Genomic DNA, 20963 nt, shown 5'->3' with positions numbered 1-20963 from the left:
CCGCCCGGAGCCTGATTGGCTGAGATCTTTATCAAGGCTTCGGCTTTTCGGGGCTCGCCTCCTGCGTGGTGGCGTTACCCAGCTGCCCCAGCACCAGTTTGGGATGGGGATCGGTCTGTAGCGGTATATCCTGCAGTGCTGTTCCCTGCTGGTGGCGGTGGATGATCCCGGCGGCCATCTTGCCCAGCGCCTCGTAGCTGCTGATGGTGCCAACGCTGCAGCCGTGTTCAACGAACAGCTCGGCACTGCAGATGGTAGGGATGGCCGCTTCGTTGAGCGCATTCAGCAGGCGGGGGGCGATGGAGAGCAGATAGCTGTCTGCGGCCAGAAAGACGATGTCGTTTTTGGCATCCTGTTGCAGCCGCTTCAGTTCGTTGTCCAGCCGCCGTGGGTCAGGGGCCATTCGCCAAGTGACCATCTGCCACTGGTAGCGTTTCGCTTCATTGAGCAACATATCGGCCACCAGCAGGGTGTTCTGCTCACGGGGGTTGAAGGGTAGCAGCAGCCGTTTGCCGGTGGCCAGATGCTCGCTGGCGTTGGCCAGTTGCAGTGCCATCGGCACCATGTTGCTTACCCCGGCCACCATGCTGTTCTGGGCTTTGTCTTCCGAGAGGATGTCTGCCCCGACCGGGTCGGATACCACATTGAAAATCAGAGGCTTGCGGTTGGCTACCAGACTCTTTGTCATGGTGGTGGCGGTGGTGCCAAAGGTGTAGATGTAGTCGTATTCGGCCAGTTTCGGCAGCATCTGCTGGCGCAGCATGGTTGCCAGCGCTGTGCGATCCTGATCGGCGTTATAGGTGGTGATGGTGGCCTGATAGCCAAGGCGGGTCAGCTCTGCCCGAAAGCCCGCCTCGGCGGCGGTTTCACCGCGCCACAGCACCATGGCGATAGAGAGGGCGTGAGCGGGAAGAGCCAGCAGCAACAGCAGGACGAAAGGCAGCCTGACCATGATCATCTCTCCGGCGATACATCTACTGTTGAGCCTAGGCCACTTTCTCCGGTCGTGAGCGACGCTCAGCAAAAAGCGCGATGGCAAGCCATCGCGCTTTGGGGATCCGCAAAACCTCGATTAGAAGTCGTAGCGGGCAGCCAGCTGGAAGTCATCCTTGACGTTGAGCTTGCCGCTCTCCTTGCTGTCCAGATTGTTGATACGGTATTCGCCAATCACCCGCAGGTTCTTGTTGAATTTGTACTGGGCACCCAGGGTGTAGTAATCCACGTTGTCTTTCTTGATGCCAGCCTTGTCCTGTTCCTGCTTGTTCCACAGGGCCATCAGACCGAAGCCGTTCTCGAAGTTGTAGCCCAGCGCGGCTTCCCAACCGGTGTGATCAGTGCCGGTCGCCAGGAAGTCGCTGCCATCGGCATAGCTCAGGGCGGCGTAGGCGGCCTTGTTGTCGAACTTGGCGGAGATCAGCCACAGCTTGGCATCTTCTTCACCGCTCTTGTCGCGGATACCGACGTTGTACGCGGTACCCAGAGACAGGTTGAACGGGAAGGTATAGGCCACGGCAGCACCGTAGGCGGCGTCGCTATCCTTGCTGGTGGTCTCTTCGGTGTCACCACCGTCGAACTTGTAGCTGGTGTCGAGCTGGAAGCCATTGAACAGGCCGGAGTATTTCAGCACGGAACCGGCGCGGTTGGTGGCGAAGGTGTCGGTCTTGGCGCCCAGCGCGTCGTTGCCGTAGCCGTCGGAGAGGGAGACATCAGTCCAGTCGGCCAGGAAACCCGGGGCCCCCTTCTGGCGACCGAAGGTCACGGTGCCCCAGTCAGCGCCGACACCGGCGAACGCCAGACGGGTGCGCAGGTTGTCGGAGTTCTCGCTGATGGTCTTCTCGCTGTCATTGATATACATCTGTACTTCGTACTGAGCCAGAGCCTTCAGACCGCTCTGGATCTGGGTCTCGGCCTTGGCGCCGAAACGGACAAACTGGTTGGCACCCTGTTTGTCGCTGTATTCGCTTTTCGGTTTGCCGCTGGCATCCAGTTCCTTCTTGTCACCAAAGAAGTGGCCAGCGTAGATACGGCCATAGAGATCCAGCATGGAGGTGTCATTTTTGTACACTTCAACGGCTTGAGCCTGGAAGGCTGCGGTGAGAGCCAGTGCCACTACAGTCAGCTTTTTCATCTTAATCCCTTGTGGTGTTGCAAGCTTTTGTTTTGAAAACGGGGTCATGCTAGGCAGCGGGGATGACAGCGGGGTGACAGTTGGATGAAGAGTCGATGGCAATTGGGTTGCAATTGGATGAATTGGCTACATTCTTGCTCGCAGCGGCTACTTTTGTGCGCAAAGGTTTGCCCTTGTGGTAGAATGCCGCCCGTTTTCGAGCTCCATAGGTTGGATATGCGATGAGACGTGAACTGGCAATCGAGTTTTCCCGAGTGACGGAAGCGGCTGCACTGGCTGGCTACAAGTGGCTCGGACGTGGTGACAAGAATATCGCTGATGGGGCGGCCGTAGCGGCCATGCGCCACATTCTCAACCAGATCGAGATCGATGGTGAGATTGTGATCGGCGAAGGTGAAATTGATGAAGCGCCGATGCTCTATATCGGTGAGAAGGTCGGTACCGGGCATGGCGACGCGGTGGATATCGCGGTCGATCCCATCGAGGGTACCCGCATGACTGCCATGGGTCAGGCCAACGCGCTGGCCGTGCTGGCGGTGGGCGACAAGGGTTCTTTCCTGAAAGCGCCTGACATGTACATGGAAAAGCTGATCGTCGGGCCCAAGGCCAAAGGCGCCATCGACCTGGATCAGGCTCTCGAGCTGAACCTGAAGTCCGTGGCCAAGGCGCTGGGCAAGCCGCTCTCCCGTCTGACCGTCATTACTCTGGCCAAGCCGCGTCATGACAAGGCAATCAAGGAGATGCAGGGTCTGGGCGTGCGGGTGTTCGCCATTCCTGATGGTGACGTTGCCGCCTCCATCCTCACCTGTCTGCCGGACAGCGAAGTCGACATGCTGTATGGCATCGGCGGCGCACCGGAAGGGGTGATCTCCGCTGCGGTGATCCGCGCGCTGGATGGCGACATGCAGGCCCGTCTGGTGCCGCGCCACCGCGTCAAGGGCGATAGCCCGGAAGTGCGTGCGCTGGGCGAGCAGGAAATTGCCCGCTGCGAAGCGCTGGGCATCGATGTCAACAAGGTGCTCAAGCTGGAAGACATGGCGAAGAATGACAACGTCATCTTCTCCGCCACCGGCATCACCAAGGGTGATCTGCTGGATGGTATCACCAGCGATGGCGTGATGGCGACCACCGAGACCCTGCTGATTCGTGGTAAATCCCGTACCATTCGTCGTATCAAGTCGATCCATTATCTTGAGCGCAAAGACAGCGTGGTTCGCGATATCATCCTGTGATGATGGCTCGCTGAACCGGCTGTGTCTGAAGCCCGATCGCCCGTGCGGTCGGGCTTTTTGTTGTGTGCCAGCTACGTTTGTGCCGCCGCTTCGGCTATGGTGGCTCAGACCGTCCCAAAGGAGTGGAGTCTATGGAGTGTCGTAGCGGCTGCGCTGCCTGTTGCATCGCCCCCAGTATCAGCAGTGCCATTCCCGGTATGCCAGATGGCAAACCGGCTGGCGTCCCCTGTATCCAGCTCGATAGCGCCCTTGGCTGCAAGATCTTCGGTCAACCGGAGCGGCCGGCAGTGTGCGGCGGTTTTCGCCCCATGATGGATGTGTGCGGCAGCCACCGTGCCGAGGCCATCTGGCTGATCGGCGAGCTGGAGCGGCTCACCACCTGACGAGGGCAGGGCGAAGAGATAAAAAAAGAGGCCGCATCATGCGGCCTCTCGCGTTTCTGTTTGCCGGGGATCAGACTCCCGCCAGTTCCAGTGCCTGACGATAGTACTCGTTGGCCTTGTTGGTGAGGCGGCGCTTGTCCATCAGCTGGCCGAGGGCGTGGTAGGCGGCGGCGCTCGGCGCCCGCTCCACCTCCTGCTCCAGCAGCTTCTGGGCGTCGTCCAGTTGACCTGCCAGCAGATAGATCTGGGCCAGTGCGGTGTCCACCTCCGGTTGCCCCTGCTGTTTTTGCAGCAGTGCCAGCAGCGGCTGGTAGCTGTCGAGTTTCAGCTTGGGCAGGCGAGCCAGCAACTGCGGCATCGGCTGTTTTCGCAGTGCCTCCTGCCACAGGGTGGCGGCCTCGCCATCGGCGCCCAGCTGGCGCAGCAGATCGCCGTAGCAGGCCAGCAGTTCCGGCTCGAGGCGCAGCTTGCGCGGCAGATCCTGCCATACCGCCTTGAGGGGCTCGAGGCTGCCGGCAGCCTGTTGCAGACGACCACACCAGGCCTGTTGCAGCAGATCTTCTTCCTGTTTCGGGGTCAGCTTGCCCACCTTGTGCAGCGCCGGGATCAGGTCGCACAGGGCGCTCCAGTCCTGACGGGCCAGATGCACCTGACGCAGCTGATCCAGCACCATGGCGTGGCGCGGGTTGAGGGCGTAGACCGACTCTAGCATCGCCAGCGCGGTATCGTACTGGCCCTGCTCGATTTGCAATTGGGTCTGGGTCAGGGTGAGCGCCAGCTCGGCCTTGGGATTCTCCTCCTGCGCTTTTTGCAGGTATTGATCCCGGCGGGCGTCGTCACCACGGGCCTGTGCCGCCTTGGCGGCGCTCAGGTAGTTGAGCAGCGGGGTGTCGCTGTTGCTGGCCCCCTTGATCAGCAGCTTTTCAGCCTGACTGTAGTGCCCTTCGGCCATCGCCAGGGTGGCGGCGACGGTCTGTTGATTGGCCTTGCGGCGGCGGCGCGAGCCGTACCAGCCGAGGGTCTTGCGGCGCAGGCCGAATACCCGTCCCAGCAGCCACTCGACGATCAGCAGGGCGCCGTAGAACAGCACGGCCAGGATCACCGCGCTGGTGACGGAGGATTCGATGATGTAATTGCCAAGGGCAATCAGCACATAGCCCTTGTTACCGGAGGCTTGCGGGCCAAAGATCAGCCCTGCGACCATCACGGCAACCAGAATGATTATACGGATCATGGTGCCCTCCTCAGCTGCTTGCCAGAATGCGTTGCAGGCGTTCGGTCAGCACCTGCTCCAGCATGGCCTGGGTCTTGAACTGGGCCGGATAGTCTATCTGGATCTGCTCACCCTTGAGCTTGTCGATCTCGCCCTGCATGTAGCGGGTGGCACTGTTGTCGGTGTCGAAATACTGGGTCAGCCAGCGCTGGGCCTTGTCCAGGCTGTCTTCGTAGAGCGCCTGCTGCTCGCGATAGACGGAGAGCTGGGCCTGCAACAGCTTGGTTTTGAGGTTTTCACGCAGGAAGATCTCCTGCTGCGGCGAGAGCAGTGCCTCGACCGCGCCATCGCGGCGACGGATGGTGACGAAGTTCTCGGTGAACTTGACCCAGTTTTTCTTCAGGTTGCTCTCCCACTCGTCGGGATTGGTGCTGACCGCCTGATCCGGCTCGGCCTTGGCTTCCGGCATGCTGACGGTGGAGAGAGGCAGTAGCTCGATCTGGTCGGACAGTGCAGCCAGCTTGAGGGTCAGCCCCTCGCGGTCGATGCGCGGCATCCCCTTGAGCTTGGCGATATCCTCGGCCAGCGCCTTGCGGATCGGCATCAGGCTGGGGTCGTTGAGGGCGGCGATGCGCTCGTCGGCATTGCCGAGCAAGGTGATGGCGGAGACGAGGTCATGCTCCAGCCACAGCTTGCGGCCCGCCATTCGTACCAGATATTCGGATTCGGCCAGCATCCAGTCGTTGGGGCGCTTGTCATTCAGGTCTAGTACCCGGTTCTGCAGACCCTGCATCTCCCCTTGCAGCCGCTGCTGGGTTTGATCCAGCGCGGCCAGCTGCTCGGCATCCTTGCTGCTGGTCTGGTCTATCTTGCTCAGGGCGCTCGCCAGCTGCTGCTTGAGCTGGGCCAGTTCGGCCTGCTGGGCCACGGCGTTCTTGTGACCGTGCAGATAGAGACCGCCGGTCAGGCCAAGGGCCAGCAGGATGGCGACCCCTCCCAGTACGGCACCGGAGCGGCTCTTGCTGCCATTGACCACAGCGGTCGGCTGGGGTTTGACCTGGGATTCTTGTTGTTCTGTCATTCCATCTTCCTCAGTTCCAGTGCGGCCGTCAGGGCCTGGTTGGATGCACCTTGGGCAATCGTGATATGGATAAAGCCCGCGGAGTGGGCCATCTCGGCCACGCGCGGGCTGGGGACCACCAGCAGGCGGTCAAAAAGCCAGGGCCTCTGGTGGTCGGGAACCAGCTCCAGCAGCCGTTGCAGCAGTTCACCACTGGTAATGAGCAGGCTGTCCAGCCCCGCTGCCTGCCAGTGGTGGGTTAATGTATCCCCGTCCAGCTCGGGGTAGTGGCGCTCATAGGCCGCACAATAGTGCACCAGAGCACCGCGTGAGGCCAGTGTGCTGGCGATGAGATCCCGCCCGCCATTGCCCCGCAGGATCAGTACCCGTTTGCCTGCTACCTGCTGCAGGGCGGGCAGGGCGAGCAGCCCTTCGCTGCGCGGGTCATCCGGGCAGCTTGCCGTGATGCCGATGGCGGCAAACGCATCTGCGCTGGCCTGCCCCACCGCAAAGTACTCAATATGTGGCCAGGTCTGACCAGTTTGCAACAGAAAATCGTGTGCAAAATGAACGGCATGGATGCTGACGGCGATAACCGCGTCAGCACTGCGCAACAGGTCGGGCAGGAGAGGGAGTTCGCTGCCCGCCACGGTTTCCAGCAGCGGGCAGCAGAGTGGTGCATGACCGTGCTGGCGCAGCAACTGCACCAGCTCGGCGGCCTGGGCGGCCGGACGCACCACCAGCGGGATCATGTGCGGTAGACCTCGGCCAGGATCTCGTCGGCACCGGCGGCCAGCAGGCGCTGGGCCAGTTGCTCGCCGAGGGCCTCACCATCGGCCAGCGGACCGCGGATCTCGTCACGGATCACCTGGCTGCCATCCGGGCTACCCACCAGACCGCGCAGCCAGATCTGCTCGCCTTCGACCAGTGCGTAGGCTCCGATAGGCACCTGACATCCCCCTTGCAGGGCGCGGTTCATGGCGCGCTCGGTCAGTACCCGGGCGCGGGTCTCGGCGTGCTCCAGCGGCGCCAGCAGGGCGTGCAGCTCAACATCGTCGAGGCGGCATTCGATGCCGACAGCCCCCTGACCGTTGGCAGGCAGGCTCTGCTCCGGCTCGATAAAGGCGGTGATGCGGTGCGCCATCTCCAGTCGTTTCAGACCGGCGGCGGCGAGGATGATGGCGTCGTATTCACCGGCATCCAGCTTGGCGAGGCGAGTGTTGACGTTGCCGCGCAGGTCGCGGATCACCAGATCCGGGCGGGCGGCGCGCAGCTGGCACTGGCGGCGCAGGCTGGAGGTGCCGACAACGGCCCCTTGCGGCAGTTCGGCAATGGCCTTGACGCGGTTGGAAACGAAGGCATCACGGGGATCTTCCCGTTCGCAGATGGTGTGCAGGCCGAGTCCCTCGGGGAACTCCACCGGCACATCTTTCATGGAGTGAACGGCGATATCGGCCCGGCCTTCCAGCATGGCGGTCTCCAGCTCCTTGACGAACAACCCCTTGCCACCGACCTTGGCCAGCGGGGTATCGAGGATCTTGTCACCCTGAGTGCTCATGGGCACCAGTTCGACCTGCAACTGCGGGTGCAGGGCTTCGAGCCGGTCTTTGACAAAGTTGGCCTGCCACAGGGCCAGCGGGCTCTTGCGAGTGGCAATTTTCAGGGTTCGGGCTGCCATATCAATCAGTTGTTTCATTTTTAGAAGGAAATCGATATTACCACCCTTTGCCCGGGCTTTCATGGCGGAGCCGGCAAAAGCGGGGCCAAGCTCAAAAATGCATGCTGAAAATGATTTTCATTAAGCAAGTAGTGTTGATTAATTCATTGAATGTATTGGAATTTAATGATTTCCCCTGATACTTGATGTGGTCATACCAGAAATAATCTGGCGTTTAGCTGAAGGCTTGTTTACCACCGCGGTTTGCATTGTTAACATGATCACACTTTTTTGACGTATCCCCCTTTTGGTGCGTCATTTTCACTTAGGTGATAGGCAGGGCATTGCAGGAACACATCGATACGCTGGTTGCGCGTTATGACGACATTACCCGTCTCAAGACGCAACGGGCGTTAGGCCTCATGAGTCGCTATGGGCAGCAGGTATTCCAACTGCTGCCTGTCATGCTGCACTTCAATCATCCCCTGCTGCCCGGTTATGTCTCCGGTGATGTCCCTCATGGCATCTGGAGCTTCAGCGCTACCGCCGAGCAGCAAGCCTTTATCGATGACCTCTGCCGCAACGCCAACTGCCAGAGTGGTCTTGCCACCCATGATCGAGCTATTCAGGGGCTCTACTCCATGGGCAGCACCTCCTCCATCGGTCAATGCTGTCACTCCGATCTTGATATCTGGGTCTGCCACGTGGCCGGTTTGTCGCAGGAGCGGCTCGATCTGCTGGAGCTGAAGTGCCAGCAACTCTCCAAGTGGGCCGAACAGCGCGGGGTCGATCTCAACTTCTTCCTGATCCCGGAAGACAAGTTCCGCCAGACCAACGATGCCCAGATGCAGGGGGAGAGCTGCGGCAGTGCCCAGCACCTGCTGCTGCTCGACGAGTTCTACCGCAGTGCCATGCGTATCGCGGGCAAACGCTTGATCTGGTATCTGGTGCCCACCGAGTGTGATGATCACTACGATGCGTATGTGAACGAGCTGTTCGAGAGCGGCAAGCTCAAGCAGGAAGACTGGCTCGATCTCGGCAGTTTTGACCGTATTCCGGCTGAAGAGTATTTCGGTTCCGCCCTGTGGCAGCTCTACAAGGGGATCGACTCCCCCTACAAGGCGGTGCTCAAGTCGGTGCTGATGGAAGCCTACTCCCACGAGTATCCCAACACCCGTCTGCTGTCGATGATTGGTCGCGACTGGTTCCAGCACAACGAGGGGATGCACTACCGGCTCGACAACTACTGTCTGATGCTGGACAAGGTGACCAACTACCTCAAGTCCATCGGCGACATGGCGCGGCTCGATCTGGTGCGCCGCTGCTTCTACCTCAAGGTGTGCGACGGTCTCAGCCATCCCAAGGATGATCACTCCCCCGAGTGGCGTCGCGAGCAGATGAGCCAGCTGGTCTCCTACTGGGGCTGGAGTCAGGACAAACTCTATCAACTCGATCATCGCCACGAGTGGAAGATCGAAGAGGTGAAGATCGCTCACGCCGAGTTGCTGGAAGCCCTGATGCAGAGTTACCGCAACCTGATCCAGTTCGCCCGCCGCAACAACATCAGCGAGTCGATCAACCCGGAAGATATCGGCATCCTGTCGCGTAAACTATACGCCGCGTTCGAGAGCCTGCCGGGCAAGGTGCAGCGGGTGAACCTCAAGATAGCGCCAGATCTGAGCGAGCCGGATCTCAGCTTCGTGCAGGTGCCCCACGGTCGCCTCAACCGCGCCGGTTGGTATCTATACAAACATTCGCTGGAGCCGGTGGACATCATTGGTCGCGCGCCGCTCGAGTTCAACGGCTACATCAGCAAGCTGGTCTCCTGGGCCTACTTCAACGATCTGCTGACCCCCCAGTCGCGGGTGCACCTGTTCAATCAGGGGTCGGATCTGCACATCGACAATCTGCACCAGTTCTGCCGCGATCTCTCCGGCTGCTTCCCCGAGAAGTACCCGCTGGCCACCAACCTGGCCCTCAGCCGACCGTGCGAGATCCGTCAGCTCTCCATCTTCCTCAACCTGGAGATGGACCCGACCAGCCACTGGGTCGGTCAGGTGATCGAATTTGACGCCAATACAGTGGATGTCTTCTCGTTCGGTCGCAATCAGGAGTGTCTGGTCGGCTCGGTGGATCTGGTCTATCGCAACTCCTGGAGCGAGATCCGTACCCTGCACTTCCAGGGGGATGAAGCCGTGGTCGATGCCCTCACCACTATCCTCGGCAAGATGCATCAGGATGCTGCCGCCCCCGAGATGATCGAGGTGTTCTGCTACAGCCAGCACTTCCGTTCTCTGGTGCGCTCCCGCTTCCAGACGCTGGTGGCGGAGTGTATCGACCTGCGCCTTGCACGCGACAAGCAACAGCTGGTCAAGACCATGGCCCTTGGCCGCGAGAAGTACGGCATCTTCTTCGAGCGGCGCGGGGTGTCGGTGAAGAAGCTGGAGAACGCCATCGATTTTTACCGTCACATCTCCCACAACAAGCTGGATCACCTGCCGCTGCGGCTCGACAAGACCCACAGCCAGCATCTGCCGAGCATCGTCGATGCCTACGCCAGCGAAGGGTTGGTGCAGTTCTTCTTCGATACCCGGGATGCGGGCACCAACATCTACATCCTCGATGAGGCGAACCGGGTGGAGATCTACCAGCACTTTGCCGGCAACAAGGATGAGCTGGTGGCGGGGGTCAACCGCTTCTACACCTCCAATCACGAGCGGTTCAGCGATGATGGGCAGTTCATCAACTTCAACCTGCCCCAGTACTACGAGATAGTACAAGTGAATGGCGAGCTGGATGTGATCCCCTATCGCAGTCAGGGCACTCTGCGCGAACAGGTTCCGCCCGCTCGAGAAGTGGGCTGACCCGCCAGTTGGAATCGTCATAAAAAACGGCCTGCAGATGCAGGCCGTTTGCTTTATCGGAAGGGCTCACGCGCCGAGACGGGCCAGCAGCCAACTGCGAATGTCGCCCAGCTGCGGACGGCAGATCTCGTGACGCATCGGGTACTCGTGCCACTCGGGGTCGAGCCCGGCAGCTTCCAGCCGGTTCTTGGCATCCCAACCGAGCGACAGGCTCACCACATCGTCGTAGATGCCGTGCATGTAGCAGATGGGCAGGGCGCGAGCAGCCTCGCTCATCTCGCCGAGCAGCTTGTCGGGGGCAGCCAGATAGGTGGACATGCAGAGCAGGCCCGCCAGCGTTGCCTGATAGCGCAGCGCGGTGAAGGAGGCAATCACCCCGCCCTGAGAGAAGCCCGCCAGTACGATGCGCTCGGGGGCAAACCCGTCGGCCACCAGTTGATCGAGCAGGGCTGCAATCTGGTCGGCCGAGTCACGGACATGGGACTCCACGGCGCGCTCGGCGGGATCCTCGAAGCTCTTGATGTCGTACCAGCCGCGCATCTTGTAGCCCATGTTGATGGTGATGGGGCGCTCGGGGGCATCCGGCAGCAGGTGACGCACCGGTAGCTCGGCGGGCAGGTCCAGCGCGTCCACCAGCGGGGCGAGACCGGCGCCGGAATCACCCAGCCCGTGTAGCCAGATCACCGCATGACGGGCGCCCTGCGGGTGCAGGTCGATCATGGGAACACCACATCTTCGCCCGCCTGGGCGGTGCAGGATTGGCTCAGCAGCGCCTTGAGCTCGTGGCCGAAGCGGTTGTCGATCCAGGTGTCACCCTGCAGTTCGAAGTGGAAGCCGTTCTCGCGGGTGGCGACCCAAATCTGGTGCAGTGGCTCCTGCTTGTTGATGATGACCTTGGTCTTGTTCTCGAAAGAGAGGGTCAATACGCCGCCGTTGCGTTCGCAGTCGATATCCGGATACCCCTCGTCGAGCGTGTCTTCCACATATTGGAAAAAGGCGTCGGTCAGGGCGTGATACTCGTGATCCTTCATCGGTTTATCCTGTTGCTTTTAACAATGTGAGTGCGATTATAGAGGGCCAAAAATTTTTTCGCAGCGAACCATTATGATCACCCAGTTCACCAAGTGTCTGCTTGCCACTCTTCTGTCCCTCGGGTTGGCCGCGTGCGGTCTGAAGGGGCCGCTCTATATGCCGCCCCCCGAGCAGCCACAGAGCCAGAGTACACCGCAAGCAGTACCGCCTGCGACCTCCGAGGCTGCCACCGAGGCCGCGCCGCACTAATGCCGCACCCATTCTAGGAAGGAACCGCCCCCTTGGATCACTTTAACTACGACGCCGACGGCCAGCTTCAGGCCGAGCAAACCTCGCTGCAACAGCTTGCCGAGCAGTACGGTACCCCGCTTTACGTCTACTCCCGTGCGACCCTCGAGCGCCACTGGCATGCCTTCGACAAGGCCGCTGGCGATATTCCCCATCTGATCTGCTATGCGGTGAAGGCCAACTCCAACCTGGCGCTGCTCAACCTGCTGGCCCGACTGGGCTCGGGGTTTGACATCGTCTCCGGTGGCGAGCTGTCGCGGGTACTGGCGGCGGGCGGTGATCCGGCCAAGGTGGTCTTCTCCGGCGTGGCCAAGAGCGAAGCGGAGATGCGCCTCGCGCTGGATAAAGAGATCCTCTGTTTCAATCTGGAGTCGGAAGCAGAGCTGGAGCGCCTCAATCGGGTGGCGGGCAGCATGGGCAAGAAGGCTCGCGTCTCGGTTCGGGTCAATCCGGATATCGATGCCGGTACTCACCCCTATATCTCCACTGGCCTCAAGCAGAACAAGTTCGGCATTCCCATCGAGCTGGCGCCCGCCATCTATCGCAAGGCGGCCGCGATGGCGAACATCGAGATCGTCGGGGTGGATTGCCATATCGGCTCGCAACTCACTGAATTGAATCCCTTTATGGAAGCGGCTGACAAGCTGCTGCGGCTGATCGACGGTCTGGCAGCGGAAGGCATTCATATCCATCATCTGGACGTAGGCGGCGGCCTTGGGGTCAACTATGGTTCCGAGCAGCCACCTCATCCGACCGAGTATGCCGAAGCGCTGAAGCAGAAGCTGGCGGGTCGGGATTTGACCCTGCTGTTCGAGCCGGGCCGCGCCATCGTCGCCAATGCCGGTGTTCTGCTGACCCGGGTTGAGTACCTGAAACCGGGCGAGACCCGCAACTTCGCGCTGATCGATGCCGGTATGAACGACATGCTGCGCCCTTCGCTCTACGGTGCCTGGATGAACATCATCGAGGTGGATAGCCGTGCCGGCCATGCTCCCGCGATCTATGACGTGGTGGGCCCGGTGTGCGAGACCGGCGACTTCCTCGGCAAGGAGCGCACCCTGGCCATTGCCGAGGGCTCCCTGCTTGCGGTGCGTTCGGCCGGAGCCTACGGCTTTACCATGTCATCCAACTACAACACCCGTCCGCGCGCAGCCGAAGTGCTGGTGGATGGTGCCAAGGCGCACCTGATCCGCGAGCGTGAGCAGTTGGCCGATCTCTGGCGCGGTGAGCACCTGCTGCCCTGATGGCGCAGGCTGGGACAATGATTTCATAACGGTTGACGGTGAGTTTTTACAGCCCTAACAGCACAGGAATGCACGATGTGGATAGATTATTCCAGGATGCATGGGGCTTTGGACAACGACTTCATGGCGCTTGGCGACCCTTGGTTCGGTGAATTTTTACAGCCCTAACAGCACAGGAATGCACGATGTTGATAGATTTTTCCAAGATGCATGGCTTGGGCAACGACTTCATGGTGGTGGATGGCGTCACCCAGAAGGTATTTTTCAGCAATGACGTCATCAAGAAGCTGGCAGATCGCCACTTCGGGATCGGCTTTGACCAGCTGCTGCTGGTGGAGCCGCCCTATGACCCTGAACTCGACTTTCACTATCGCATTTTCAATGCCGATGGCAGCGAGGTGGAGCAGTGCGGCAACGGCGCCCGCTGTTTTGCCCGTTTCGTGCGTCTCAAGGGGCTGATCAACCGGGATCGCATCGCGGTCAGTACCGCCCGGGGTCGCATCGTGTTGCAGCTGGAGGGGGAGAACCAGGTCACGGTCAACATGGGTGTGCCCCAGTTTGAGCCGGGCAAGATCCCGTTCCGGGCCCAGAAGGCAGAGAAAACCTATCTGCTGCGGGCGCAGGAGCATACCGTGATGTGTGGCGTGGTCTCCATGGGCAATCCCCACTGCGTCATCGAGGTGCCTTCGGTCGCCGATGCACCGGTCGAGACGCTCGGTGCCATCATGGAGCGCCACGAGCGTTTTCCCGAGCGGGTCAACGTTGGATTCATGGAGATGGTCAATGCCACCGAGATCAAGCTGCGTGTATTCGAGCGGGGCTGTGGCGAGACCCTGGCCTGCGGCACCGGTGCCTGTGCGGCGGCGGTGATTGGCATCAGTCAGGGCAAGCTCAAGGAGCGGGTCACCGTCAGTCTGCCGGGCGGCAAGCTGACCATCGCCTGGAAGGGGCCAGGCCAGCCGGTCTACATGACAGGCCCCGCCGAGCATGTGTTTGACGGCCAGATAGAGGTTTAGCCGATAAAGGTTCAGGTACGGGGGGCGCTGGCCCCCTTTGCCCATGATGTCGGGGCAGCGAGCCCCATTTCTCTGATGGATCAACCAATTTATGAGCGAACTCAAACGGCAGGAGCAATCGGTGGATGAAGCCACTGTGCTGGAGTACCTGGCCCGTTATCCCGAGTTTTTCCAACGCCATGCCGCCGTGCTGGACCGGATCCGCATTCCCCATGAACGCAAAGGCTCGGTCTCGCTGGTCGAGCGCCAGCTGGAGCGTCAGCGCGAGCGGATCGAACAGCTGGAGCAGGAGATCACCGAATTGATGGGGATCGCCAGCGAGAACGAACGGATCTTCCGGGTCTATGCCGATCTCTACGGCGAGCTGTACGGTTGCCAAACTCTGTTCGAAGTGAGTGCCGTGATGGGCAAGGCCTTTGTCCAGCGGCTGCGCCTGACCGGGTTGCGACTCTGGCTCAACCCCAAGAAGTTTGCCCTGAGCGGGCCCGAGCAGCGCTTTCTGGCACAAGGCAAGCAGCTCGAATCCCTGCTGGGTCAGCGTCTGCCGGGGCAGGATTACTACTTTGGCCGCTTGAGCCAGAGCGAGAAGCAGGCACTGTTTGGCCATGATGTGCTGGTCAACTCGGTGGCCCTGATGCGGCTCGGTGATCTCGGCGTGCTGGCCTTCGCCAGCTCGGATCCCGGCCACTTTACTCCCCACAACGACACCCTGCTGCTGGGCCAACTGGGGCGCCTGCTGCAACTGCGTCTGCCCGAATTGACTCATGGCTAGAACACCGGCCAGGGCGCCAGCCAAAGCACCCGTCGTCGCACCGCCACTGCCCGCGGCACTGGCGGACGAGCTGGCGGCCTTTATCGAATACCTGAGGGTCGAGCGTCAGCTCAGCCCTCATACCCGCAATAACTATCAAGCCCATCTGGAGGCGATGACCGCCGAGCTGGTGGCCCTGGGGCTCACTGATTGGGGTCGGCTCGAGGCGAGTCAGGTACGCACTCTGGTGACCCGGATGCACAAGGGGGGCCTTGCTCCTCGTTCCCTTGCCACCAAGGTCTCGGCCCTGCGCAGCTTTTGCGACTGGCAGGTGCGGCAGGGTCGGCTGACAGCCAATCCGGCCCGTGGCATCGTCACCCCCAAACAGGGGCGGCCGCTGCCGAAAAACCTCGATGTGGACGAGATGCACCAGCTGCTCAACATCACCGACGAGCAGGATCCGCTGGCGGTGCGGGATCGCGCCATCATGGAGCTGATGTACTCTTCAGGGCTGCGTCTGGCTGAGCTGGTGGGGATCAATCTGGTGGATCTGAAGCTCGACGACCGCCAGCTCAAGGTGACCGGCAAGGGCTCGCGGGAGCGGGTGCTGCCCATCGGCCGGATGGCGGTCGAGTGGCTGCAGAAGTGGCTCAAGGTGCGCCCGCTGCTGGCCGGGGATGAGAGCGAGGCGTTGTTTGTCTCCAGCCGCAAGCAGCGGCTGTCGGCCCGCTCGGTGCAGGCCCGCCTCGATGGCTGGGGCAACAAGCAGGCGCTCAACGCCCACGTCCATCCCCACAAGCTGCGCCACAGCTTCGCCACCCATATGCTGGAGTCCTCCGGCGATCTGCGGGCAGTGCAGGAGCTGCTGGGACATGCCGACCTCTCCACCACCCAGATCTATACCCACCTCGACTTCCAGCATCTGGCCAAGGTCTACGACAGCGCCCACCCCAGGGCCAAGCGTGACCCGGATGCGCAGGACGATGAATAACGGGCCCTGAGCCCCGTTGCAGAGGAGAGTCCATGCACTTCTATCGCCGCTGGCAGCCGGTTGCTGCTATCTCGTTTGACCTCGATGACACCCTCTATGACAACGGCCCCGCCATCGTGCGGGCCGAGCAGTGGATGCTGAGCCATCTGCGCAGCGAATATCTGGCCACCGCCATGCTTGACAAGCCGCGTTGGCTGGAGCTAAAACGCGCCGTGTTGCTGGCCTGGCCCGAGCTGCGCCACGATGTCAGCCTGGCGCGCCAGCAGACCATCCGCGCCGCCATGGTCGAGGGGGGGATGGCCGACCAGCTGGCCAGCCGCGAGGCGGAGCAGGTCTTTGCTGCGTTTCTGGCAGAGCGCTCGAAGATCGAGGTGAGCGAGTCCACTCATCAGCTGCTGGCCAGACTGGCCGACCGCTATCCGCTGGTAGTCATCACCAATGGCAATCTGGATCTGGCGCAGGCAGGGCTGGATCGCTACTTCAGGCTGGTCTGCAAGGCGGGGGCAGGCGCCAGAATGAAACCGGCACCGGATATGTTTGAGCAGACCCGCAGCGCCCTCAAGCTGCCAGCGGAGCGGATCCTCCATGTGGGGGATCATCCCGAGACCGATGTGCTGGGTGCCCGTTTGCACGGCTTTCGCGCCGCCTGGCTCAACGAGCGGCAGCAACCGTGGCAACAGCTGCAACTGTTGCCGGACGTGGAGCTGACGGCACTGGAGGAGCTGGCCGAGCTGCTGCTCTGATGGCGCTGGCGGATGGCCTGGCTCAGGCGGTAATGGCTGTCAGCGAATAGCGATATATGGCAAGGGATTACGCCCGCTATTTGCGGCAAACCAACCCGAGCAGGGTGTAGCGGTCGCGCTGGTTGACGCGGCAGTAACTGATGCCGACGGGCAGCGCCTGCTGCAGGGTGATGGCGCTGTTCTGATAGTGGCAGACCAGATAGAGCGGGCGCAGGCTGCTATCGAGCTGGCTCCAGTAGTGGATCTCGTCGCTGTCGCCATTATCCGGTTTGAGTTGGGCCAGCTCGGCAGGATCTCCGTCGAACAGGGCCAGATTATCGAGCCGGTGGCTGAGGGTTTCGTCCGGTTTGCCATCGTCATTGCGGGTGAACGCCTGCCAGCCCTGCTGCGGGGTCAGCAGCTGCTGGCGAGTCTCGATGGTGGCGGGACAATCAAATTGCAGGTTGGCGGCAAGGGCCAGGGTGGTCAGTAACATGGCTGCGGTTCTCTCTTCATGTCCTCAATACTATGCCATGCTACGTCATCTTCCGCCGAACAGCTTCATCAGTTTATCAAGCAGATCAAGCTGTTGTGGTGGTTGCTTCATGGCTTCCGCCTCCCGCTCCAGCAGCGCCCGCTGCTCCTGCTGGCGGTCGCTCAGCACCCGGTAGAGGGGCTCGACCAGCGCCTCGCGCTGCATCACCAACTCCTGAAACATTGCCTGATTGATGCGATAGGTTTCGACGGTGGCCACCGCCCGTACCGTGAAGGAGCTGGGCTCGCCGGTGAGCAGGCTCAGTTCGCCAAAGAAGTCTCCCGCGTTGAGCGTACCGAGTTTCAGCTCTCGTCCCTCGACATTGACCACCATCTCGGCTTCCCCTTTGACCAGCACGAACAGCCAGCTGGAGACATCCCCCTGCTCCAGCATGATGTCGCCGCTGACGAAGGGGGCGAACTTCACCTGATCGGCCAGCTGGAGCAGCTCGTTCTCCTGCAACATGGCAAACAGCGGCAGCTTGCGCAGGGTATCGGTTCGTTCGGCTGTGTGGCGCTTGTGGCGGGCATCCAGATGCTGCTTCTCCTTGGCCATAAAGACATTGAAGATCGGCGGGGTGAGGCGGCGATCGTTGCGGCGCAGGGCGGCATCGATCAGGCTGCGCACCATGGAGTCGGTCGGATCGTCGCGAGCCAGGTCAGTGAGCCAGTAGCGCACCGCATAGCGGGCAATCCCACCTTCGACGTTCATCAACAGGCAGTCCGGTTGCGGATGCTTGGCGACGCAGGGGAGCTTGGTCTCCCGCAGGGATTTCTCGATCAGCGCGATGATCTGGGTCGGCAGGGTATCCAGGGTCAGATCGAACCAGACCCAGCGCCGCCACTGCAAGGGTTCGCCACGACGGCGCCCGAGCACGGTGAAGCGCTGTTTGAGCAGGTGGCTGTTGGGGATGACGACTGTCTCCCAGTTGCGGGTCTCGATGGTGGTGGCACGCCAGTTGATCTCCACCACCCGGCCCTGGGTGGTGTCGACTTGCAGCCAGTCACCGATGGCGATGGAGTTGTCGAGCTGAATGGAGACCCCGGCCAACAGGTTGCCAAGGGTGTCCTGCATGGCGAAGGCGATGACCGCGGTGATGACCGCCGAGGTGGTGACTATCTCCCCGAGCGCCATGCCGGAGGCGTAGAGGCGAAACAGACCCCAGCCGATATAGCCGATGGTGATGACGATATCGGCGATGATCCGCGGGATCCGCACATGGCAGAGGGGGAGCAGAAATTCGAACAGCAGGATCCCCCATATCTTGACCAGTATCAGGCCAGCCAGCAGGGTGGAGATCTCGATCAGCAATTGATGGGGCAGCGGCAGTCTGAACCAGCCCCCTTCCAGCTGGATCAGCAGGATCACCACCGCGCTAATCATCACGAAACTGAGCTCGGAGAGCAGCTCCCGTCGCTGTCCCGGACGGCGCCAGAAGTGGATCAGCATCAGGGAGAGGGTGAGCAGGGTCCAGAACGGGTGTTCGCCAATCCAGATCAGCGTCGGTAGCGCGGTGAGGTTTTCGCCAGCCATAGCAGCACCTTATTGTGGTTTTATTTCCAGCATAGCTGCTGCGGCGCGGGGAAATGGTGCGTTGGGGCGGCAATTTATTTATCCTGTGCAGAACTAGGCAAAGGAGTGCGATTGAGTGAAATTTTCAAAGAAAATCATCTGTTTGATGGCTCTGTTGCCATTGGCGGGCTGCGACCTGCTGGCCGAGAAATATCGGGTCGAATTCCGGGATGGCTCCTGGCGTGAAATAGCCATTACCCCCTTCTCCAGCGAGGCGCGCTGGCGTGAGGGGTGTGCTACCGGCGAGGTGCTGAGCGATATGAAGGTGCCCATCAAGCGGGGTGACACGGTCAATGGCCGCGAGCAGTTGCTGATTGGCGGCGAGAAGTTCGAGCTGGATGACAACAACCTCTACCGCAGCAACGGTATGGTGTTTGGCCATTCGCCTGACCATATCCAGCGCGGGCTCAAGGGGATGGATATCTGCCGCACCTTGCGCCCCGAGCGGGGTGGACTGCCCAAGCTCAAGGCGCGCGGGTTTGGCGACTGAATCGATGAGGGGTTAACTCGCTGCCATCAATGCACAACGCTGGCGGCAGGCATCGCCAAAGGCTTGAAAGATCTTGATGGAGTGGGGGTTTTCATTGGCTTTCCACTCCGGATGCCACTGCACTGCCAGCAAAAAGGGTGACAGTGCGGGAGCATGAAGTGCCTCTATCAGCCCATCTTCGGCGTGGGCCAACGGCTCCAGACCCTTCCCCAACCGGTTAATGCCCTGTCCATGCAGGGAGTTGACCGGAATCTGTTCTTCCCCCATCAGTTCGGCAAACCAGCTGCCCGGCAGCAGTTTGATCTGATGGCTCGGCCCATACTGCTCGTCGACCGGATCGTCGGCATCCTCCCGGTGATCGTCATAACCCGGCTCGTTATAGACCTTCTGATGAATGTCTCCCCCCAGCGCCACGTTGATCTCCTGCATGCCGCGGCAGATCCCGAGGATCGGCAAACCACGGGCGAGCGCTCCCTTGATGAGGGGCAGGTCGAACAAATCGCGATCCCTGTCTTGCTGTTTTTCCGGCGTGAGGTTCTCCTGGCCGTAGAGGGCCGGATCGATATTGGAACCTGCACCACTCAGATAGACCCCATCGGCGAGATCCAGATACTGCTCCAGATCGGTGGTGCCGCAGCAGGTGGGCACCAGCAGCGGGACGCAGCCGCTTATCTCCACCAGCGGCATGATGTATTTGTGGGTCATCACCTGATAGGCGTGGCCGTTGCGGGGCTGGGCGCCCATGGTCATCAGTACGACAGGTTTACGGGGAGCGGGAGGCAGGGGATTTGGCATAGGGCACCTTGATTATCCTTGGCGTTGAAGTCTCATCCTGCGCCTTGGGCAGGCCCTTGCAAACCGGCAGGGCAAGGGCATGCCTCAAGGCATGGTCATGGGATCCCGCGTCGGGCCGGGTGGCAGAATCGTTGGTCAGCCTGGGCTGCGACGGCATGGCTCCTCTCTTCAGTCTGCCAAGGCCGTTCAATATGTCAAACAAAATGAGGCCAAGTTGTTAACGGATTTGTCTTGAACTGCTCTTAAGCGGCGATTTAACGGGGCTGTTGAGATGAGCCGTTATGGCTGGGGTAGTAAAATGGTGGATATATTAAACGCGCAGGGCTGGCGGGGGATGTTGAGAGGAAAAGGCATCAATAGAAACACGCCTCCCCGAGGGGAGGCGTGTTCCGGGGATCACAGCAGGTCTTCGATCTCGCCGCGCAGATACTGGTACATCTCGCGGTAGGCGACCGGCGGCTTGTTCAGCTCCCGCTCCTTGTTGGCGGAGCGGATCAGCTGGCGCAGCTTTTGGCGATCCAGCTCGTGGAACTGGGACATCAGCTCATTGAGGGCGCTGTCACCTTCGGTGATCAGGCGTTCGCGCCACTGCTCCAGCCGATGCAGGCGTGCATTCACGGTGGAGTGACGGTTCTTGATGATGGAGAGTGCTTCGGCAATCGGCTCGATATCGCGGCTGCGCATCAGGCGGCCGATGAACTGCAGATGGCGACGGAAGGACTCATCCTTCTTCGGCTTGAGTTTGCGACCCAGCTCAACAGCTTCTGCAAGTTCTTCATCCAACGGGATTTTTTCCAGCTCGCTGTGGCTGAGGGAGACGATCTCTTCCCCCATTTTCTGCAATGCTTCGGCATCGCGCTTGAGCTGGCTCTTGCTGGGGCCCCAGTCTTCGAACTCGTTGTCGTCTTGATATTGACTCATCGGTCTCTTGATTCCTGTCATTCACGTTTGGCGGATATGTTACCAGCTTCTCCCGCTGGGCGCAGGGGT

General features: G+C 60.9%; 22 protein-coding genes. 10 read left to right on the top strand and 12 right to left on the bottom strand.

Annotated features, from left to right (window positions below; all coding sequences use genetic code 11):
- Positions 1-31 precede the first annotated feature (31 nt).
- Together I6L46_RS15465 and I6L46_RS15460 are read right to left on the bottom strand one after the other, a co-directional pair.
- A complete protein-coding gene (locus tag I6L46_RS15465; protein WP_128834413.1) occupies positions 32-952 on the bottom strand; it encodes an ABC transporter substrate-binding protein in 921 nt (306 codons plus the stop codon).
- Between the two features lie 120 nt (positions 953-1072).
- Positions 1073-2128, bottom strand: a complete 1056-nt coding sequence (locus I6L46_RS15460; RefSeq protein ID WP_021231817.1) for a porin — start codon at positions 2126-2128, stop codon at positions 1073-1075.
- Between the two features lie 221 nt (positions 2129-2349).
- Here I6L46_RS15460 and glpX point away from each other — a divergent pair, with 221 nt between their 5' ends.
- Together glpX and I6L46_RS15450 are read left to right on the top strand one after the other, a co-directional pair.
- On the top strand, positions 2350-3360 hold the full coding sequence (gene glpX / locus I6L46_RS15455; protein WP_005336386.1) for a class II fructose-bisphosphatase: 1011 nt from the start codon (positions 2350-2352) through the stop codon (positions 3358-3360).
- Positions 3361-3491: 131 nt separating this feature from the next.
- Positions 3492-3743: a YkgJ family cysteine cluster protein gene (locus tag I6L46_RS15450; protein ID WP_005336384.1), complete on the top strand. Its 252-nt coding sequence runs from the start codon at positions 3492-3494 to the stop codon at positions 3741-3743.
- Between the two features lie 70 nt (positions 3744-3813).
- Here I6L46_RS15450 and I6L46_RS15445 read toward each other — a convergent pair whose 3' ends face one another.
- The 4 genes from I6L46_RS15445 to hemC are packed head-to-tail and all read right to left on the bottom strand — an operon-like array spanning position 3814 to position 7694.
- Positions 3814-4977, bottom strand: coding sequence for a heme biosynthesis HemY N-terminal domain-containing protein (locus I6L46_RS15445; protein ID WP_216976229.1), 1164 nt, complete (start codon positions 4975-4977; stop codon positions 3814-3816).
- A 10-nt stretch (positions 4978-4987) separates the two neighbouring features.
- Positions 4988-6037 carry a uroporphyrinogen-III C-methyltransferase gene (locus I6L46_RS15440; RefSeq protein ID WP_076495577.1) on the bottom strand — a complete coding sequence of 350 codons (1050 nt, stop codon included), beginning with the start codon at positions 6035-6037 and terminating at the stop codon, positions 4988-4990.
- The gene (locus I6L46_RS15435; RefSeq protein WP_204384934.1) at positions 6034-6768 is read right to left on the bottom strand and encodes a uroporphyrinogen-III synthase; all 735 of its coding nucleotides are present in this window, start codon (positions 6766-6768) and stop codon (positions 6034-6036) included. Before I6L46_RS15435 ends, I6L46_RS15440 begins: the two co-directional genes overlap by 4 nt.
- Positions 6765-7694 (bottom strand): hydroxymethylbilane synthase, encoded by a 930-nt coding sequence (gene hemC / locus I6L46_RS15430; protein WP_216978061.1) that lies wholly within the window; start codon positions 7692-7694, stop codon positions 6765-6767. Before hemC ends, I6L46_RS15435 begins: the two co-directional genes overlap by 4 nt.
- Positions 7695-8017: 323 nt before the next feature.
- Between hemC and I6L46_RS15425 the strand changes: the two genes are divergently transcribed.
- Positions 8018-10537, top strand: a complete 2520-nt coding sequence (locus I6L46_RS15425) for a class I adenylate cyclase (RefSeq protein WP_064335258.1) — start codon at positions 8018-8020, stop codon at positions 10535-10537.
- 66 nt (positions 10538-10603) lie between these two features.
- Here I6L46_RS15425 and I6L46_RS15420 read toward each other — a convergent pair whose 3' ends face one another.
- Both I6L46_RS15420 and cyaY read right to left on the bottom strand, forming a co-directional pair.
- Complete coding sequence (locus I6L46_RS15420; RefSeq protein ID WP_216976227.1) at positions 10604-11257, bottom strand: alpha/beta hydrolase; 654 nt, start codon at positions 11255-11257, stop codon at positions 10604-10606.
- Positions 11254-11568, bottom strand: coding sequence for an iron donor protein CyaY (gene cyaY, locus I6L46_RS15415; RefSeq protein ID WP_021231825.1), 315 nt, complete (start codon positions 11566-11568; stop codon positions 11254-11256). Before cyaY ends, I6L46_RS15420 begins: the two co-directional genes overlap by 4 nt.
- Before the next feature lie 73 nt (positions 11569-11641).
- Between cyaY and I6L46_RS15410 the strand changes: the two genes are divergently transcribed.
- The 6 genes from I6L46_RS15410 (at position 11642) to I6L46_RS15385 (ending at position 16602) form a co-directional block, all read left to right on the top strand.
- Positions 11642-11818, top strand: coding sequence for a lipoprotein (locus I6L46_RS15410; RefSeq protein ID WP_081990731.1), 177 nt, complete (start codon positions 11642-11644; stop codon positions 11816-11818).
- 32 nt (positions 11819-11850) lie between these two features.
- On the top strand, positions 11851-13101 hold the full coding sequence (gene lysA, locus I6L46_RS15405; protein WP_216976225.1) for a diaminopimelate decarboxylase: 1251 nt from the start codon (positions 11851-11853) through the stop codon (positions 13099-13101).
- Positions 13102-13286: 185 nt separating this feature from the next.
- On the top strand, positions 13287-14117 hold the full coding sequence (gene dapF / locus I6L46_RS15400; RefSeq protein WP_005336371.1) for a diaminopimelate epimerase: 831 nt from the start codon (positions 13287-13289) through the stop codon (positions 14115-14117).
- A 91-nt stretch (positions 14118-14208) separates the two neighbouring features.
- On the top strand, positions 14209-14889 hold the full coding sequence (locus tag I6L46_RS15395) for a DUF484 family protein (RefSeq protein WP_005336370.1): 681 nt from the start codon (positions 14209-14211) through the stop codon (positions 14887-14889).
- Positions 14882-15859: a tyrosine recombinase XerC gene (xerC, locus tag I6L46_RS15390; protein WP_075115817.1), complete on the top strand. Its 978-nt coding sequence runs from the start codon at positions 14882-14884 to the stop codon at positions 15857-15859. The genes I6L46_RS15395 and xerC overlap by 8 nt, the downstream gene beginning before the upstream one ends.
- A gap of 32 nt (positions 15860-15891) precedes the next feature.
- A complete protein-coding gene (locus I6L46_RS15385) occupies positions 15892-16602 on the top strand; it encodes an HAD-IA family hydrolase (RefSeq protein ID WP_216976223.1) in 711 nt (236 codons plus the stop codon).
- A gap of 76 nt (positions 16603-16678) precedes the next feature.
- On the opposite strand, the gene I6L46_RS15380 is transcribed toward I6L46_RS15385, so the two are convergent.
- The gene (locus tag I6L46_RS15380) at positions 16679-17077 is read right to left on the bottom strand and encodes an STY0301 family protein (protein WP_216976221.1); all 399 of its coding nucleotides are present in this window, start codon (positions 17075-17077) and stop codon (positions 16679-16681) included.
- A gap of 45 nt (positions 17078-17122) precedes the next feature.
- A complete protein-coding gene (locus I6L46_RS15375; protein ID WP_216976219.1) occupies positions 17123-18649 on the bottom strand; it encodes a cyclic nucleotide-binding domain-containing protein in 1527 nt (508 codons plus the stop codon).
- Positions 18650-18794: 145 nt separating this feature from the next.
- Here I6L46_RS15375 and I6L46_RS15370 point away from each other — a divergent pair, with 145 nt between their 5' ends.
- Entirely contained in the window at positions 18795-19178 is a 384-nt protein-coding gene (locus tag I6L46_RS15370) for a hypothetical protein (protein WP_040069030.1), read from the top strand.
- Positions 19179-19190: 12 nt separating this feature from the next.
- Here the strand turns inward: I6L46_RS15370 and I6L46_RS15365 are convergent, their stop codons facing one another.
- Both I6L46_RS15365 and yjgA read right to left on the bottom strand, forming a co-directional pair.
- Positions 19191-19973 (bottom strand): gamma-glutamyl-gamma-aminobutyrate hydrolase family protein, encoded by a 783-nt coding sequence (locus tag I6L46_RS15365; protein ID WP_201938909.1) that lies wholly within the window; start codon positions 19971-19973, stop codon positions 19191-19193.
- A gap of 396 nt (positions 19974-20369) precedes the next feature.
- Entirely contained in the window at positions 20370-20894 is a 525-nt protein-coding gene (yjgA, locus tag I6L46_RS15360; protein ID WP_005336359.1) for a ribosome biogenesis factor YjgA, read from the bottom strand.
- Between the last annotated feature and the right edge of the window lie 69 nt (positions 20895-20963).

It is taken from the genome of Aeromonas sp. FDAARGOS 1416, assembly GCF_019048085.1.
GTDB classification, from domain to species: Bacteria; Pseudomonadota; Gammaproteobacteria; order Enterobacterales; family Aeromonadaceae; genus Aeromonas; species Aeromonas veronii.
The sequence above is the reverse complement of the archived record's forward strand: the minus strand, read 5'-3'. Positions and strand labels throughout refer to the sequence as shown.

Coding starts and splice junctions, on each gene's coding strand:
- I6L46_RS15370 (WP_040069030.1), top strand. CDS start 18,795: ATGGCTCTGTTGCCATTGGCGGGCTGCGACCTGCTGGCCGAGAAATAT.
- I6L46_RS15410 (WP_081990731.1), top strand. CDS start 11,642: ATGATCACCCAGTTCACCAAGTGTCTGCTTGCCACTCTTCTGTCCCTC.
- I6L46_RS15365 (WP_201938909.1), bottom strand. CDS start 19,973: ATGCCAAATCCCCTGCCTCCCGCTCCCCGTAAACCTGTCGTACTGATG.
- I6L46_RS15420 (WP_216976227.1), bottom strand. CDS start 11,257: ATGATCGACCTGCACCCGCAGGGCGCCCGTCATGCGGTGATCTGGCTA.
- I6L46_RS15385 (WP_216976223.1), top strand. CDS start 15,892: ATGCACTTCTATCGCCGCTGGCAGCCGGTTGCTGCTATCTCGTTTGAC.
- cyaY (WP_021231825.1), bottom strand. CDS start 11,568: ATGAAGGATCACGAGTATCACGCCCTGACCGACGCCTTTTTCCAATAT.
- hemC (WP_216978061.1), bottom strand. CDS start 7,694: ATGGCAGCCCGAACCCTGAAAATTGCCACTCGCAAGAGCCCGCTGGCC.
- xerC (WP_075115817.1), top strand. CDS start 14,882: ATGGCTAGAACACCGGCCAGGGCGCCAGCCAAAGCACCCGTCGTCGCA.
- I6L46_RS15435 (WP_204384934.1), bottom strand. CDS start 6,768: ATGATCCCGCTGGTGGTGCGTCCGGCCGCCCAGGCCGCCGAGCTGGTG.
- I6L46_RS15465 (WP_128834413.1), bottom strand. CDS start 952: ATGGTCAGGCTGCCTTTCGTCCTGCTGTTGCTGCTGGCTCTTCCCGCT.
- glpX (WP_005336386.1), top strand. CDS start 2,350: ATGAGACGTGAACTGGCAATCGAGTTTTCCCGAGTGACGGAAGCGGCT.
- I6L46_RS15395 (WP_005336370.1), top strand. CDS start 14,209: ATGAGCGAACTCAAACGGCAGGAGCAATCGGTGGATGAAGCCACTGTG.
- yjgA (WP_005336359.1), bottom strand. CDS start 20,894: ATGAGTCAATATCAAGACGACAACGAGTTCGAAGACTGGGGCCCCAGC.
- I6L46_RS15450 (WP_005336384.1), top strand. CDS start 3,492: ATGGAGTGTCGTAGCGGCTGCGCTGCCTGTTGCATCGCCCCCAGTATC.
- I6L46_RS15375 (WP_216976219.1), bottom strand. CDS start 18,649: ATGGCTGGCGAAAACCTCACCGCGCTACCGACGCTGATCTGGATTGGC.
- dapF (WP_005336371.1), top strand. CDS start 13,287: ATGTTGATAGATTTTTCCAAGATGCATGGCTTGGGCAACGACTTCATG.
- I6L46_RS15445 (WP_216976229.1), bottom strand. CDS start 4,977: ATGATCCGTATAATCATTCTGGTTGCCGTGATGGTCGCAGGGCTGATC.
- I6L46_RS15380 (WP_216976221.1), bottom strand. CDS start 17,077: ATGTTACTGACCACCCTGGCCCTTGCCGCCAACCTGCAATTTGATTGT.
- I6L46_RS15460 (WP_021231817.1), bottom strand. CDS start 2,128: ATGAAAAAGCTGACTGTAGTGGCACTGGCTCTCACCGCAGCCTTCCAG.
- I6L46_RS15440 (WP_076495577.1), bottom strand. CDS start 6,037: ATGACAGAACAACAAGAATCCCAGGTCAAACCCCAGCCGACCGCTGTG.